Origin of the sequence: Microcystis flos-aquae FACHB-1344, from assembly GCF_014698375.1 — a bacterium.
Lineage (GTDB): Bacteria > Cyanobacteriota > Cyanobacteriia > Cyanobacteriales > Microcystaceae > Microcystis > Microcystis aeruginosa.
On sequence record NZ_JACJSW010000090.1, the window covers coordinates 25,307 to 41,058 of the forward strand.

A 15,752-nucleotide genomic window follows, 5' to 3' on the forward strand; every position below is an offset into this window, starting at 1 on the left:
AAAAGCACAAAGTATGATAATTAGTCGTGCAAAATTAATTTCCTAGTCGAGACAGAAGACAGGAGACAGGAGACGGGAGACAGCTATTAGGGATCGGATTTGAGTTTTCAGTTCTCTGTTTGCTCACATCAGCAGAAGTCTCACGGAGTAGTGGCTTAGATGTGTAATTAATTTTGCTTAGGTACTTAATAACCCAAGGTATTTCTGGTTGCGAGTAATTATTGTAGAGAAGGGAGAAGGGGAGAAGGGAGTGAGAAGTGGGGTGGGGAAGTGGGGAAGCTGTCTCATCGCCCTATCACCCCAAAACCCTATCACCCTATCTCCTGCCTCCTGACTCGGAGACTCCTGACTCCTGACCCCAGTAACAAACTTTTTGCCGCAAACCCTATTTAATTTAACAACTCCCTGGGATCGGTGACTTCCCCTTTAATCGCTGCCGCTACCACCATCGCCGGACTCATCAACAAAGTACGCCCGGAAGCGGAACCTTGACGACCTTTAAAGTTACGATTGGAGGAGGAGGCGCTGATCTGATCTCCCTGCAATTTATCGGGATTCATGGCTAAACACATGGAACAGCCCGCCTCGCGCCATTCAAAGCCCGATGCTAGGAAAATTTGGTCTAATCCTTCTGCTTCCGCTTGTTTTTTGACTCTTTCGGAACCGGGGACGATAAAAGCTTTCACATGGGGGGCAACACGATGACCTTGGGCAAATTTGGCCGCTTCGCGCAGATCACTGATCCGGCCGTTAGTACAGCTACCGACGAAGCAGACATCGATTTTTGTGCCTTTAATCGGGGTGCCGGGGGTGAGTTTCATGTATTGATAGGCTTCCTCTGCGATCGCTCTTTCACTTTCTGGTAAACTTTCGGGAGTGGGAATGATTTCGTTAACCCCGATTCCTTGGCCCGGAGTAATCCCCCAAGTAACTGTGGGTTCGATTTCACCGGCATCGAAGACCACCACATCGTCATAAACCGCATCGGCATCGCTTTTAATGCTTTCCCACCAATTAACCGCACTTTCCCAGTCTTTGGGCGCAAAATCACGACCTTTGAGGTAATCGTAGGTGATTTGATCAGGGTTGATATAACCACATCGGGCCCCACCTTCGATCGCCATGTTACAAATCGTCATCCTTTCTTCCATGGACATCCGTTCAATTGTACTACCAGCATACTCGTAGGCGTAACCAACACCGCCTTTTACGCCCAATTGACGGATAATATGGAGAATTACATCTTTAGCATAGACACCGGGGTTTAAATCGCCGTTTACCTCCACTCGACGCACTTTTAATTTCGATAGGGATAGGGTTTGGGTAGCAAGAACATCGCGTACTTGGGAAGTGCCGATGCCAAAAGCGATCGCCCCAAAAGCGCCGTGGGTGGAGGTGTGGGAATCACCACAGGCGATCGTCATCCCCGGTTGGGTTAGACCCTGTTCAGGAGCGATCACATGAACTATGCCCTGATTGCCGGAACCGATGCCATAGAAAGGAATATGATTGGTTTGAACATTAGTTTCGATCGCTCGGATCATTTCCTCGGCCAAATCGTCAAGGAAAGGACGCGCCTGATTTTCGGTGGGGACGATGTGATCGACGGTGGCAATAGTCCGTCCTGGAAATAATACTTTTAAACCCCTTTCTCTCAGCATCGAAAAAGCTTGGGGACTGGTGACTTCATGGACTAGATGCAGTCCGATAAATAACTGTGTCTGTCCACTGGGAAGAATCTTAACCGTGTGTGCGTCCCAGACTTTATCGAATAATGTTCTTGCGCTCATTGACTTTGGAATGATAGTCATCTCCTTGATCATATCAGCTAACCTTGGCCGATAAGTATTAATTTTTTCTTTTCTCTTGGTTAGGAGGGATAATAGGTGAATCGCTCTGTTTTTGCCAGCTTAAAACCATCAGTTTTTGAGTAAAATAAAAGACTTTAGCCAATAACTATTTGAGTGATTACTGCTGCTCCTTACCCCCCGTTTCCTATAATCTTTCAAGAGGATTTAGTCTAACATTCTCTAGGTTTGAATAACCCCTCAGTCCATAGCAAAAAAAAATTATTCTTTTCTTGTCACCGCTAAATTATGATCGCTAACTTTCCTGTTCAGATAAATTTCTCCGAGAAAAATTAATCCTAGAATCAGAGGTAAACTCAGCCATGATCCTAGTATTCCTAGGGAGTTAATACTAATAGCAATCAGGAGAGTTACCCCCATATAAATAATTGCTACTTGTGGATGAGACAAGCCAGATTTTTGTAATCTTTGATAAAGGTGAATGCGGTGAGCTTGGAAGATATTTTCCCTTTTTAATAATCGACAAATAAGGGTATAAATAGCATCACCAATCAGAGGTAAAGTGATAGTTAAAGCTGACCAAGCCTGACTTTGATTGCCCTGGTTATTAAGTAAAACCATAGCGACAATTGCCCCCAGACTGGTGCTACCCACATCACCCATAAAAATTTTCGCTGGCGACCAATTCCAGAGGAGAAAACCGCCTAAAGCTGCCACTAAAAGCCATAAAATTGGTTGCTGAAAATAGAGAGCGAGAAATCCTAATTGTACCGCCGTACAGCCAGCCACCAAGCCATCGAGACCATCCATAAAATTATAAAAATTAATCATCGCGGTCAGGCCGATAATTGTGAGAATAATAGCCAAAACTTTGCCGCCAAAACCCAAATCTAATAGCCACGATTGGGGAAAAGCACCGAAAAAAGTGACCGCAACACTAGCGGAGGATAACTGCACTAAATAGCGAATACTAGAGGGAATACTGCGACGATCATCGAGAAGGCCGATAATAATTAAAGGAGTCAGGGACAACCACAGGGGAATGAGAGGTAGGGAAGGAGGAAGGAGAAAATAACTGAGGCCGCCAGTCAGAGCAAAAGCGACGACAAAACCGAGTCCACCCCCCCTAGGTGTGGGTTGACTATGGCTGCTACGCTCATTGGGAATATCTAACAATTGTTGGCTAAAACGTTGTTTAATCAGGGCAACCACCAGAAAACTAATCAGAAAACTGATGACTGAGAGTAGGGATAATAACATAGGGATTTTCGCACTCAGATTAATTATCGATCCTACGTTGTTCGGTGACAAAAAGTGCCGATATTGCCATCGTGGTTTTAGTCAGTGTCAGCATCCCACTTCCAAAGCTAAGGCACTCTGAAGTTTGGGGGATATTAGCAGAAATTTTAGGTTCACCCTACTCTCGATCGCTTTTTACCTGACTGATGCGACGAACGTTTAAAACATCGCTCATCAGCTTAATTTGAGTAACACAGCGTTCAAATTGTTGCAGGTCTTTTACTTCAATTTTCAGGGAAATTAAAGCGGGTTTACCGAAATTAGTCTTAACTCCGGCATTGCGAACGTTAATATTTTGGTCACTTAAACGAGAGAGAATATCTTTTAAAACCCCGACGCGATCGATCACTTCAATCTGAATATTTACTGGATAAGTTGGATAACGTCCCTGGTCATCTAGGGGGTTCCAACTAACAGGAATTAAGCGTTCAGCTTCGGCTTTTTCCACATTCGAGCAGCCCTGACGGTGAATCACAATACCTTCCCCTGCATGGGCGACTATACCGGTAATATTTTCCCCTGGTAAAGGACAACAACAACCAGCCAAACGATAGACTAATCCCTCCACACCGGCGATCGGTGATTTACTAACGGGTAAAGCCCTTTGAACGGGAGAAGGTGGTAGAATCAATTGGGAATCAGTCAGGACATCGGGCGGATTTTTGACCGTTAAAATTTCCTGTTGATTTTTAACTGTTTCTTGCAGACGATTAACCACATTTTTTAGGGTAACTTCGCCGTAACCCAAAGCCGCCAATAAATCATCTACTGCCACATAATTGCACTGTTTAGCCACCGATTGCATTCGTTCTGATTTTAGCAGGGCATCGAAGCCAGTTTTACCCAATTCTTTCTCTAATAAATCACGACCCCGGCTAATATTTTCTTCTCGGCGCGATTTTTTGTACCATTGCCGGATGCGATTTCTGGCGCTAGGAGTAACGACAAAATTTAACCAATCTAAACTAGGGTGACTATGCTTGCTGGTGAGAATTTCCACCAGATCACCATTTTGCAAGGGAGCATCAAGAACTGACCATTTACCATTAATCCTTGCCCCTTTCATCTGATTACCTACTTCGCTATGAATATGATAGGCAAAATCTACCGGTGTTGCGCCTTGGGCGAGGGCCACCACATCACCTTTGGGGGTGAAAACATAGATATCTTCTTCAAAGAAATTATTTTTGAGGCCATCCATGTATTCTTGGCCATCTTTAAGGTCTTTTTGCCAGTCGAGCAGATTACGCAGCCAAGCGAATTTTTCATCCGCAGCGGTTAAAGTTGTTTGACTAGAACCGGTTTCTTTATACTTCCAATGGGCTGCAATCCCGTATTCAGCAACATGGTGCATTTCTAGGGTGCGAATCTGCACTTCTAGGGGACGGGCATTTAAACCAACAACGGTGGTATGGAGGGATTGATAACGGTTAGCTTTTGGTAAACCGATATAGTCTTTAAAACGGTTAGGAATCGGAGTAAATTGGTCGTGAACTATGGCTAAACAACGATAACATTCCTCTTTGGTTTCGACGATAATGCGGACGGCGGCTATATCATAAATCTGCTCGAATTCTTTGCCCTGATTGTGCATTTTATGATAGATGCCGTAGAGATGTTTGGGGCGACCCTGTAAATCAAGAACTTTTATGCCAATTTCTTGCAATTTTTCCCGCAATGTGTTAGTGACGGTTTCGATGCGGGCCTCTCGATCGATACGTTTTTCCGATACCAATAACTGCACGGTGCGATAAGCATCGGGTTCGAGGTATTTAAAGCATAAATCCTCTAATTCCCATTTAAATCTGCCAATCCCTAAACGGTTAGCCAGAGGAGCAAAGATTTCTCTAGTTTCTAGGGCGATGCGTTGCTGCTGTTGCGGGGTGAGGTGTTCGAGGGTTTGCATATTGTGCAGGCGATCGGCTAATTTGACCACGATAACGCGGATATCTTGAGCCATCGCCAGGAACATTCGGCGAAAATTCTCCGCTTGCCGTTCAGTTTTGCTAGAAAAGTTGAATTTGGAGAGTTTTGTCACCGCTTCCACCAAATTACGCACCTCGACACCGAATCTAGCCTCGATTTCTTCGGGGGTGACTTCCGTATCTTCCACCACATCGTGAAGGAATCCCGCCGCGATCATTGCCCCATCACCCCCCAGATCCCGCAGTAATCCCGCCACAGCTATGGGATGGGCGATATAGGGTTCCCCGGATTTGCGATACTGGCCCTCGTGGAGTTTGTGGGCGAAATTAAAAGCCCTAGAGATTAAATCGATATCGGGATTCTGGGGGTCGTTTTCGTAGGTAATCAGGCATTCTTTCAGCCAATCGGGTAAAACTAACGCTTTTTTCGGTTCCGTGGCCCGGGGAAGGGCGGTGAGGGTTTCCGGTTGGATGGCAGTGATGGCGTTCATGGTTAGATCGGGGGGATAATAGGGGGGGGGAGGAGACGGATAACTAGAAAATTATTAGGCCGAAGGGATGCCAGATTACTTAACTCTCTAACACTGGAATCGGATCGATCGGCGAAAAGGGCGGGATTCTTTTAAGTTTTTGTCTCTGATCGGGAAGAGGACTTGCAACCGTGACGGCAAATCGTTAATCTTATGTAACAAATTCTAACGCGCTTTGTATTGGATGCTACCGACAAATTACCATCAAGCCTACAAATCTTTGTTAAGAAAACTGGAGGATTTCAGTCTTGCCCTTCTGGATGGGGATGCTTCCACGGGGTTACAATCTTTTCAAGCTTTACAAACCTGTCTAGAAGGGGAGATATTGTCACTAAATGATGACAATTTCAGCCCAGAGGTGGCTAATCGTTGGCGCGCGCTCCAGACGGAACTATATCGATCGTGGCGATTGCTGGAGACGGATTGGTTATTTTTGGCCTCGGCGCGGCAAGGACGGGAGAAACGTTTACAGATAATTAGCGAGCGAGTGGCGACTTTAAAGGGGTATTGTCGGGTTTTGTTAGGGTCAGTTGTCGATTAGCAATTAAATGCTCGATCGCCGTTTGTGTGGCATACTTGACCCTAAGTCCTAACTTTTATCGTTACCGATCGCGTCATGTTGGAAATTAAAGACCTAAAAATTGCCTACCCGACCGAATTAAGTTCTCCCGCTTGGGCGATCGATGGGGTATCTTTTAGTATAGGCAAAGGGGAAACTCTGGGATTAGTGGGTGAATCTGGTTGTGGAAAATCGACCATCGGTAAGGCTATTTTAAGGTTATTACCCAATCGCACTCACGTGGAAGGTGAGATTACCTTTGAAGGGCGATCGCTTTTATCTTTATCTAGCAAACAGTTAGAAAAGTTTCGCGGGGAAGCGGTGGGATTAGTCTTTCAAGATCCGATGACGCGACTGGATCCGCTGATGACTATTGGCGATCATTGTGTGGAAACTTTGCAAGCTCATCGGGGAAATTTAACCTATCGTCAAGCTAAAAGTCAAGCTTGTACTGTCCTAGAAAAAGTGAAAATTCCCGCTAATCGTTGGTCCCAATATCCTCACGAATTTAGCGGGGGAATGCGGCAAAGAGTGGCCATTGCTTTAGCTTTATTATTAAACCCTAAGTTAATTATTGCCGATGAACCCACCACCAGTTTAGATGTGACGGTTTCGGCGGAAATTCTGCGGGAATTAAAGCGTTTATGTAGCGAGGAACAGATGGGATTATTGTTAATTTCCCATGATTTAGCGCTGGTGGGAGAATATTGCGATCAATTAGCGGTGATGAAGGGGGGCAAAATTGTCGAATCGGGAGCGGTAAAAACAGTTTTTAATACACCTCAACACCCCTACACCCGTTCTCTTTTGGCCGCCGCTTTACACCTACAGTTACGGGAGGAAAAATCAACGGCAATTCAAGGCAAGGAAACGGTGTTAAAGGTGGATAATTTAAAACAGTATTATACCCTAGAAGGTAACTTTTTAGATAGCTTTTTAAAGAAAGACAAGAAATTTATTAAAGCGGTGGATGAAGTCAATTTTGAACTGTATCGAGGGGAAATCTTCGGTTTAGTTGGGGAGTCGGGGTGTGGGAAAAGTACCCTATCGCGAACCCTATTACAGTTAATTAAACCCACCGGGGGAAAAGTGGAATTTTTAGGAGAAGATTTAACCCCTTTGTCGGCGGAAAAAATGCGTCCAAAACGGCGCTTAATGCAGATGATTTTTCAGGATCCCCTCGCTTGTCTCAATCCTTTAATGACGGTGGGAGAAAGTATCGCCGATCCGCTTTTTATCCATCAAAAAGTTAATCTAGAAACGGCTAAAAAACAGGTTTTAGAAATGTTAGATCGAGTCGGGTTAACACCAGTAGAGGAATTTTATCGACGCTATCCTAAGGAGTTATCGGGGGGACAACAGCAAAGGGTAGCCATTGCTCGCGCTTTAATTACCCATCCAGAATTAGTTATTTGTGATGAACCGGTTAGTATGCTTGATGCTAGTGTCCAGACACAGGTTTTAGAGTTAATGTTAGAGTTACAAAAGTTATTTAATCTCACTTATTTATTTATAACTCATGATCTTTGGTTAGCGAGATTCCTCTGCGATCGAATTGCGGTGATGACTGCGGGTAAAATAGTTGAAATGGGTGACACTGAACAGATTTTTAGCCATCCCCAACACCCCTACACTCAAAAATTAATCGCCGCAGCCCCGAGAATTTATCCCGACAGCAACTAAAATCGCTCTAGGGGTTTATAATTGTTATTGTCTAGATATAGTTAGGAAAGACAAAATGGCCAGACAACTTCAGATAACTCTCCCTGAAGATACCATGCAACTTCTCGATTAATGGTTGGCGAGTAGTGATTATCCTGAAAAAGAATATAATAATTTAATTAATGAAGCGATTAAATTATATATTTTGGAACAACAGAGAAACTACCTCGATCAACAATTAAAAGAAGGGGCTATTGTTAGAGCAAAAAGAGATTTAAATTTAGCACAAGATTGGTTTTCTCTAGAGGAGTATTTATGGTAATAATGATTATTTTCAAAGTTAAAAAACTGCTGAAAAAATTTGTCTTTAGTCTCCAGGAGGAAGGATGGAAACCAGCGCTCAAAAAGACGAAACGAAAAATTATCAAAATTCTCACAGGAAAGAGTTCCTCTGAATTTGAAGAACAGGTGATCGAAAGTGCTAAATTAGCTGAACCCCGACCCCTAGAAATTGCCAGTAGTGATGATCCTTTAGTCTCGATTATTATTCCTGCTTATAACCAATTTGCCTACACCTTTAACTGTCTGGAATCCTTGAGTGTTAACCTAGGTTCTGATTTAGCTTATGAAATAATTATCGTTAATGATGCTTCCAGCGATGAAACTTTAGAACAATTAGCAACTTTAGTTAAAGGAATTAAAGTATTAACTAATGCAGAGAACTCTGGTTTTATTCGTTCCTGTAATTATGGGGCTAGTCAAGCAAAAGGTCAATACCTATATTTTCTCAATAACGACACTCGTATTCTAGAAAATTGTCTAGAAAGTTTAGTGAAATTAATTATCAATAATCCCCAAGTTGGTGCGGTGGGTTCCAAGTTAATTTATGCTAATGGTAAACAACAAGAAGCGGGGGGAATTATCTGGAATTCTGCCGATGGTTGGAATTATGGACGCTTAGATAGTCCCGAGGAACCGGAATATAATTATGTCCGTCCCGTGGACTATTGTTCGGGAGCAAGTTTATTAGTTCCTACAGATTTATTTAAGCAATTAGGTGGTTTTTGTCAAGACTTTATCCCCGCATATTACGAAGATACAGACTTATGTTTTGCCCTCCGAGAATTGGGTTATCAAGTCCTTTATCAACCCCAATCTAACGTCATTCACTACGAAGGAATCACCTCGGGAACAGACCTTTCTAGTGGGATCAAACAATATCAAGTTATTAATCAAACTAAGTTTCGAGAAAAATGGTCAAAGGTATTAACTAAACACCTAGATAACGATGCTAATAATGTACCCAAAGCTGCCCGACGTTTACAAGGAAAAACGACAATTTTAGTCATCGATTCCTACGTTCCACTATACGATCGAGAATCCGGCTGTGTGCGTTTATTAAATATTCTTAAGCTACTGCTCAATTTAGGCTATTCAGTCATTTTCTTTCCCGATAATGGCTATCCCGAACAACCCTATACTTCCGTCCTGCAACAGCTGGGAATTGAAGTTATTTATGGCACACCACAAAGATATAATCTAGAAGAAAAATTAATCAAATATTTACCCCTGATAGATGGAGTTTGGTTGTGTCGTCCCGAATTGTGCGATAAGTATATGGATTTAATTCGCTTAAAAACAAAAGCACCAATTATTTATGATACAATTGACCTGCATTTTCTACGTTTAAAACGACAAAAAGACTATCTCGATCCCAGTTACCAAAATACTAGCTGGAGTTGGCAAACCTATCAGAAATTAGAGTTAAACTATGCTAATCAAGCGGAAGCAACCGTAGTAGTAACCGAAGACGAAAAGCAGGTATTATCCTCTTTAGGAGTGAAAAATGTTTGGGTAATCCCCAATATCCATGAAGAAATTTCCCTGTCAGAAAAAGTTGCTTTTGACCAGCGATCGGGGTTAGTATTTATTGGTAGCTACAATCACCCTCCTAATATTGATGCAGTTAAGTGGTTATGTTTAGAAATTATGCCCTTAGTTTGGGCATTCCGTCCTGACATTACCGTTAATTTATTGGGAAGTAACCTCAAGGATGAAGTGAAAGAATTAGCCAATGATAAAGTAATTGTTACCGGTTATGTTCCCGAAGTGGAACCCTATTTCCAAAAGAGTCGGATTTTTGTCGCACCCCTGCGATTTGGTGCGGGAATGAAGGGTAAAATAGGTCAAAGTCTTTCCCTAGGATTACCGACTATTACCACAAAAATTGGTGCCGAAGGTATGGGATTAATTGACCACCAAGATGTTTTAATTGCCGATACTGCCGAGGAATTTGCCCAAGCGGTGATCGAACTCTATGATCATAGGGAATTGTGGCAAAAACTCGCTGATAATTCCCTAGAAACTATTAAGAGATACCAACCCGCTACCGTGCAAACTAACCTACAAGCTTTGTTATCGAATCTAGGAATTATTGCTAAGGATAGTTAACAATAAAAAAGCTCATTTCTTCCACAGGTCTATTCTATGTCACCGAAATAAACTCTAGAATCCGCAATTTTGCAGAATTAAAAACCTATTGAGAGGCATTACTGATTTGATAAACGCCAACTTTTTCTAGAAGGAATTCCTGACTATAATGCCATAGGTTGCCTCGAAAAAGTTGACAAGACAATCTTAAAAACTTGGCAATTAATGCCCGTTTATTTCTGACTAACGACTGAATTATCATCTTTACCTTTACCCTTTTTCCTTGAAAAAATATGCCAACTTATCGTGATATCTCCAGTCAAGCTTTTAAACATCCCCTAGATCAGCAAGCTGAACAGGCCTTAAGATCAGTTCCAGGGTTTGATTTATTAGCGAAAAGTTTTTCCGAATATCTCTATGAACGTCCCCAGCAAATTTTATTAATGGGCAATGATCTAAAAGTCGGCCCGCGTCAATACGCCACTTTATACGGTATATATCGCCAATGTCTGCGGGATTTAGATATGTCTCCAGAACCGAATCTTTATGTCAGTCAAAACCCTTCAGCGAATGCCTATTCTTTAGGTTCGGAACATCCCTACATTGTCTTTAATACTGCCCTTTTAGACCTCTTAGATGAAGAAGAAATTAGGGTAATTCTTGCCCACGAATTAGGTCATTTAAAATGCGATCATAGTATTTTAATTCAAATGTCTTTTTGGGTGATGGGGGCGGCTAATTTCCTTGGGGGCATCACCTTAGGACTAGGAAAAGCCATTACTACCGGTCTAGTTTATGCCTTTTATGAATGGCGCAGAAAAGCCGAATTATCAGCAGACAGAGCGGCTTTATTAGTTAGCGATGATTTAAATTTAGTCCTGAGAACTTTAATGAAATGTGCAGGAGGAAGTCAAAAATACCTGCATGAATGCAACTTAGAAGAATTTATTCGTCAAGGGGAAGCCTACCGACAATTAGACCAAGATAACTTAAACCAGATTTATAAATTTCTCATTTATAATGGCGGTAATGGTTCCTTTTTAACCCATCCTTTTTCCGTGGAAAGAGTGCATTATCTACAGGAATGGTTTAACTCGGAATCCTATCGTCAAATTCGCCGGGGAAACTATGCCAAAACAGGGGTTAAAAGCTCAATTAATGTTGATGCTAATGATAGGGAAAGCGAAAGATTGCAGCGACAAATAGCAGAACTACAAGCGGAAATTGAACGGGCAAAAAGACAAAGAAACCATGAATAATCTATACGAAGGCAGGAGGCAGAGGGCAGGAGGCAAAAGGCAAAAGGCAGCTTTGTTCTCCCCACACCCCACACCCCACACCCCACACCCTTTACTGATCACTGAAAATACCCCCGCCTGTGTTTTGCCGATTTGGTGAGTACAATAGAGGTATCGGGGACCGAGAATAGCAATTCTCCCTACGATTATCCATAAACACTTACCCCCACTCTCTCTTTTTTGTTCTACTGCCCATGCTCCAAGATACCCAATCTATTCGTTACTATCAAAGACTAACCGATGACATGGTGGATCTTTGGCACCGTGGCTCGCGTTTTGATGAGATCCGGCTATATGTAGAAGGCTATTTAGCCTGTTTACGCCATTCTAATTCCATAGAACCCTATCTAATTCATCGTCTCGAAGCAGAAATCTTTCGCTTCCTGCGAGATCCTTCCAATTTTGAGTATCTCTCCCCCCAAACCCAAACCCAAACTGAGGCAGATTATGGCTATTATTAACCTTTACTCTTGCCTCTTGACTCTTGCCTGATCTCCACAAGCAACTTAAATGCGCGGACAGCTGACCAGGACAAATGGGGATTTTTACCAGCGCTCTACTGAGCTTGACAGGAACGAGATGCGGTCATCTGTAGAACAATAGTATCGATCGCTTTCACCAGGGCCTGTCCAGAAACCCGTTGATTATTAACGATAATGCTAAATAACATCGGTCCTTGGTTGGGGTGTTCTAGATAACCCGATAGGGCCCGCACACCGGTAAGAGTGCCGGTTTTAGCGTAAACTGTGCCAGTAGCGGCCGTCTGACGCATTCGGTTTCTCAGGGTGCCACTAATTCCCGCCACTGGTAAGGAAGCATAGAAAGTGTCGCGATTAGGAGAATAATACATCATCCGCAAAATTTCCACGATCGAGCGGGGAGTAGCGGTATTCTGGCGGGATAATCCCGAACCATCGGCTAAACGAAAACCACTGGGATTGATGCCCAATTGTGCCAAGATGGCAGTAACATTTTTAGAACCGCCGATAAAGCGAAAAAGAGTTTCAGCGTAGAAATTATTACTTCTCTGATTAGTGATATTAACCCAATCGCGCAGGGATTTTTTCTGAATTGTCGTTTCCGGGTTCATCACCTGTAAAGCGGCAGCCGTGGTAAATAACTTTGTATTAGAAGCAGGGATAAAATAGCGATCAGCGTTATGACTATAAATAACTGTTTGGCGATCGATAGATTCGATTAATATACCCCACTGATTGGGAGCTTGACCGATAATTTTATCGATATTTGCCCCAATCAATTGAGTACAGGTATTATTATTGGTGTTATTGTTTTCTGGCGGGGGAACGTATAATTCTATGGATTCGTTCGACGAGGAAGGAGCGGGATAAACAGACAGATTAACTTGAGCGATGCTAGGGTAGGCCAAGGCGATAGTGGCTACACTGGCCACTGTCAGCGAATTGAGGCTATTGAGGAGTTGTTTCATGCTGTGTTTGTGTAAGAGTCTGGTTTCCGTAAGCGTTCGCACTATTGTACCAGTTGCCGCTCAAGTGTCAAAGTTACCTGTCTAACAGATTTTAGCGGCTAATGCACACCAATGCCAGAGAAGAAAGCTGGCAATAGCCTGGAACTGCACTGATACCCCTTCTCAAGACCAGTTGGAATTTTTCTGGGTTCCAAAATCGTGCTATTTTGATACCGTTGACATTGCTGGTGACAATTTGGGGATAATAAAAGCAAAGTGTAGGAAAAGGGATATCAGACCCATGTATTCTGTCTCAGATGATTCCAAAACAATGACGAATACCAGCCGTCAAACTGTGCTAGAGACGTTAAACTTACAAAAAACTTATCGGACAGGATTCTGGTTAAATAAAAAAATCGAATCCTTGAAAAACTGTACTTTAATTGTCCATGAGGGCGAAACTTTTGGATTATTAGGCCCGAACGGGGCCGGCAAAACCACACTCTTAAAAACCCTTTTGGGGATTGTCCGACCCACTTCCGGACGGGCCTTGATTCTCGGTCAACCAATTGGCGATCGCTCGGTCAGGCAACGCATCGGCTATCTTCCTGAAAATGCCTACTACTACGACTATCTCACCGGCTGGGAATTCCTACAATTAATCGCCGGCATTTTTCAAATTCCCTCTTCTGTGCAGAAAAAACGCATTCCTGAATTATTGGATTTAGTGGGATTAGACCGCAAAACTGCCCAGAAAAAACAATTGCGTCAATATTCTAAGGGTATGACGCAACGGATCGGTATAGCCCAAGCATTAATCAATGATCCTGAATTAGTCTTTCTCGATGAACCGATGTCGGGACTGGATCCTATCGGTCGCTATCAGGTGCGAGAAATTATTCAATCCCTCAAACAACAGGGGAAAACCATCTTTTTTAACTCTCATATTCTCTCCGATGTGGAACAAATTTGCGATCGCATTGCCCTGTTGGCCCGGGGAGAATTACTCTGTGTCGGTTCCCTCGAGCAAATTCTCGGTCGTGCTGATGTCTATCAGGTGATTGTTCAAGGTGGTAGGGAGGAGCAACTGCAGCAATGGATACTCGGGTTGCATTGGCGCGATCATTGTTGGCACGGACAATTACAGGGAGAACCCGCTGCTTTTCTGGCTGCCCTGCCTAGTATGGATGCTCGCTTGATTAGTCTTAATTTAGCTCGTGCTTCCCTAGAAGAATTTTTTATCGACCAATTACGTCAGCGCGGTATTACCTCTAGTCAATAAGCACTCTCAGAGCAAATCCGTTGAGTATAGGCTACTTATGAGGACAGGCAAAAGGCAAAAGAGGGAATAGATAATCAGTTTTTAATAACTGGATTTAGTATTAATCTGTAAGGCAAGTTGCCAAAAAGGAGACGAGCGTGCGACGGGGAAGACATAAAATTTTTATCGGCATGGCCCCGGGGGTCGGGAAAACTTACAAAATGCTGGAGGAGGGGCATAGCCTCAGAAAGCAGGGAACCGACGTGGTGATTGGACTGCTTGAAACCCACGGCAGGAAAGAGACCGCCGAAAAAGCTGAGGGACTGGAAATCGTACCGAGAAAAATCCTAGAGAAAGAGGGATTCACTCTCTCGGAAATGGATACGGAAGCGATTATCGCCCGCTCGCCGCAGCTGTGTCTGATCGATGAATTAGCCCACACGAACGCGCCTGGTTCGGAGCGAGAGAAACGCTTTCAGGACGTGGAGATAATTTTATCCCAGGGAATCGATGTTTACTCGACAGTGAATATCCAGCATATCGAGAGTTTAAACGATCTGGTCGCCCGAATCACCGGGGTGGTGGTGCGGGAGCGAATACCCGATCGAATTTTGGAGGAAGCTGATGAAGTGATCGTGGTAGATGTTACTCCCGAAACCCTAGAGGAAAGATTATTAGCGGGAAAAATCTACGCTCCCGAAAAGATCCAACAATCTTTAAATAATTTCTTTCAACGGCGCAATTTAATCGCCCTCCGGGAACTCGCCCTGCGCGAAGTGGCCGATACGGTAGAAGAAGAAGCGAGTAATTCGACCAAATTCATCGGTCAATCCTGTCCCGTTCACGAACGGGTATTAGTCTGTATTTCCACCTATCCCAACTCTTTACGATTATTACGTCGGGGAGCGCGGATAGCGGGGTATATGAACGCAGAATTTTTCGTGATTTTCGTCGATAACCCCGATCGCTTTCTCTCCAAAGAGGAGGCTTTACATATCGAAACCTGCGAACGTTTATGTCGAGAATTCGAGGGTAAATTCTTACGGGTTAAAAGCTATCAGGTGGCCGAAGCGATCGCAGAAGTGGCCGAACGGGAACGGATCACCCAGATTGTGATCGGGGAGAGCCTTCAATCGCGCTGGAAGCATTTCATCAAAGGTTCTTTCACCCAAAAACTCATGCGCCTGATCTGGCAGAAAAATATCGATCTTCACATCATCGCCACCGATCCAAAAGTACCAATTAGGGGTTTGCTGAAAAAGTAGGGGCGAAGCATTCGGGCAATAACCTATCGCTGAAACCGTAGATTTTCTATCCGAATGCTTCGCCCCGACAGGATGCGATCGCTCATCAAGAGGCAAGGTTTTTGAGCCACTAGCTTGAAAACCTTGCAGCTGCTTGGCCAAACAGGCCCCTAAAACCCTTTACCTCGTCTATATTTCTGGACTTCCCCCGTATAAATATACTAGCTATGGCTAAAAGTCTTACACAGCCTGAGTTAAAGCAATATAATACTAATGGACTACTGGACACAAACTCCGGAAGTCCTTACGC

Annotated in this window: 13 protein-coding genes; 8 read left to right on the forward strand and 5 right to left on the reverse strand. The window is 43.5% G+C overall.

Annotation, left to right across the window (positions count from 1 at the left end; all coding sequences use genetic code 11):
• Window positions 1-389: 389 nt before the first annotated feature.
• The 3 genes from leuC to H6G48_RS06860 form a co-directional block, all read right to left on the reverse strand.
• Window positions 390-1,790 (reverse strand): 3-isopropylmalate dehydratase large subunit, encoded by a 1,401-nt coding sequence (leuC, locus tag H6G48_RS06850; protein WP_190358647.1) that lies wholly within the window; start codon window positions 1,788-1,790, stop codon window positions 390-392.
• Window positions 1,791-2,069: 279 nt separating this feature from the next.
• Window positions 2,070-3,068, reverse strand: a complete 999-nt coding sequence (locus tag H6G48_RS06855; RefSeq protein WP_190720399.1) for an MraY family glycosyltransferase — start codon at window positions 3,066-3,068, stop codon at window positions 2,070-2,072.
• Window positions 3,069-3,225: 157 nt separating this feature from the next.
• Window positions 3,226-5,523, reverse strand: coding sequence for a RelA/SpoT family protein (locus H6G48_RS06860; protein WP_190720402.1), 2,298 nt, complete (start codon window positions 5,521-5,523; stop codon window positions 3,226-3,228).
• Window positions 5,524-5,746: 223 nt separating this feature from the next.
• Here H6G48_RS06860 and patD point away from each other — a divergent pair, with 223 nt between their 5' ends.
• The 4 genes from patD to H6G48_RS06880 all read left to right on the forward strand — a co-directional run bounded on the left by patD (window position 5,747) and on the right by H6G48_RS06880 (window position 10,234).
• A complete protein-coding gene (gene patD, locus H6G48_RS06865) occupies window positions 5,747-6,103 on the forward strand; it encodes a heterocyst frequency control protein PatD (protein WP_002759645.1) in 357 nt (118 codons plus the stop codon).
• Between the two features lie 75 nt (window positions 6,104-6,178).
• Complete coding sequence (locus tag H6G48_RS06870) at window positions 6,179-7,804, forward strand: dipeptide ABC transporter ATP-binding protein (protein ID WP_190720406.1); 1,626 nt, start codon at window positions 6,179-6,181, stop codon at window positions 7,802-7,804.
• Window positions 7,805-7,919: 115 nt separating this feature from the next.
• Window positions 7,920-8,105 carry a hypothetical protein gene (locus tag H6G48_RS06875; RefSeq protein ID WP_242034560.1) on the forward strand — a complete coding sequence of 62 codons (186 nt, stop codon included), beginning with the start codon at window positions 7,920-7,922 and terminating at the stop codon, window positions 8,103-8,105.
• Window positions 8,099-10,234 carry a glycosyltransferase gene (locus tag H6G48_RS06880; protein ID WP_190720409.1) on the forward strand — a complete coding sequence of 712 codons (2,136 nt, stop codon included), beginning with the start codon at window positions 8,099-8,101 and terminating at the stop codon, window positions 10,232-10,234. Before H6G48_RS06875 ends, H6G48_RS06880 begins: the two co-directional genes overlap by 7 nt.
• An 85-nt stretch (window positions 10,235-10,319) precedes the next feature.
• On the opposite strand, the gene H6G48_RS06885 is transcribed toward H6G48_RS06880, so the two are convergent.
• Entirely contained in the window at window positions 10,320-10,475 is a 156-nt protein-coding gene (locus H6G48_RS06885) for a hypothetical protein (RefSeq protein ID WP_190720412.1), read from the reverse strand.
• Between the two features lie 31 nt (window positions 10,476-10,506).
• On the opposite strand from H6G48_RS06885, the gene H6G48_RS06890 reads away from it, so the two are divergent.
• A complete protein-coding gene (locus H6G48_RS06890) occupies window positions 10,507-11,472 on the forward strand; it encodes a M48 family metallopeptidase (protein ID WP_190720415.1) in 966 nt (321 codons plus the stop codon).
• A 233-nt stretch (window positions 11,473-11,705) separates the two neighbouring features.
• Window positions 11,706-11,972 (forward strand): DUF6761 family protein, encoded by a 267-nt coding sequence (locus H6G48_RS06895; RefSeq protein ID WP_190720417.1) that lies wholly within the window; start codon window positions 11,706-11,708, stop codon window positions 11,970-11,972.
• Between the two features lie 95 nt (window positions 11,973-12,067).
• On the opposite strand, the gene dacB is transcribed toward H6G48_RS06895, so the two are convergent.
• Window positions 12,068-12,958, reverse strand: coding sequence for a D-alanyl-D-alanine carboxypeptidase/D-alanyl-D-alanine endopeptidase (gene dacB / locus H6G48_RS06900; protein ID WP_190720419.1), 891 nt, complete (start codon window positions 12,956-12,958; stop codon window positions 12,068-12,070).
• A gap of 280 nt (window positions 12,959-13,238) precedes the next feature.
• On the opposite strand from dacB, the gene H6G48_RS06905 reads away from it, so the two are divergent.
• Both H6G48_RS06905 and H6G48_RS06910 read left to right on the forward strand, forming a co-directional pair.
• Entirely contained in the window at window positions 13,239-14,219 is a 981-nt protein-coding gene (locus H6G48_RS06905) for an ABC transporter ATP-binding protein (protein WP_190720422.1), read from the forward strand.
• Between the two features lie 137 nt (window positions 14,220-14,356).
• Window positions 14,357-15,463 (forward strand): universal stress protein, encoded by a 1,107-nt coding sequence (locus H6G48_RS06910; protein WP_190720425.1) that lies wholly within the window; start codon window positions 14,357-14,359, stop codon window positions 15,461-15,463.
• Window positions 15,464-15,752 lie beyond the last annotated feature (289 nt).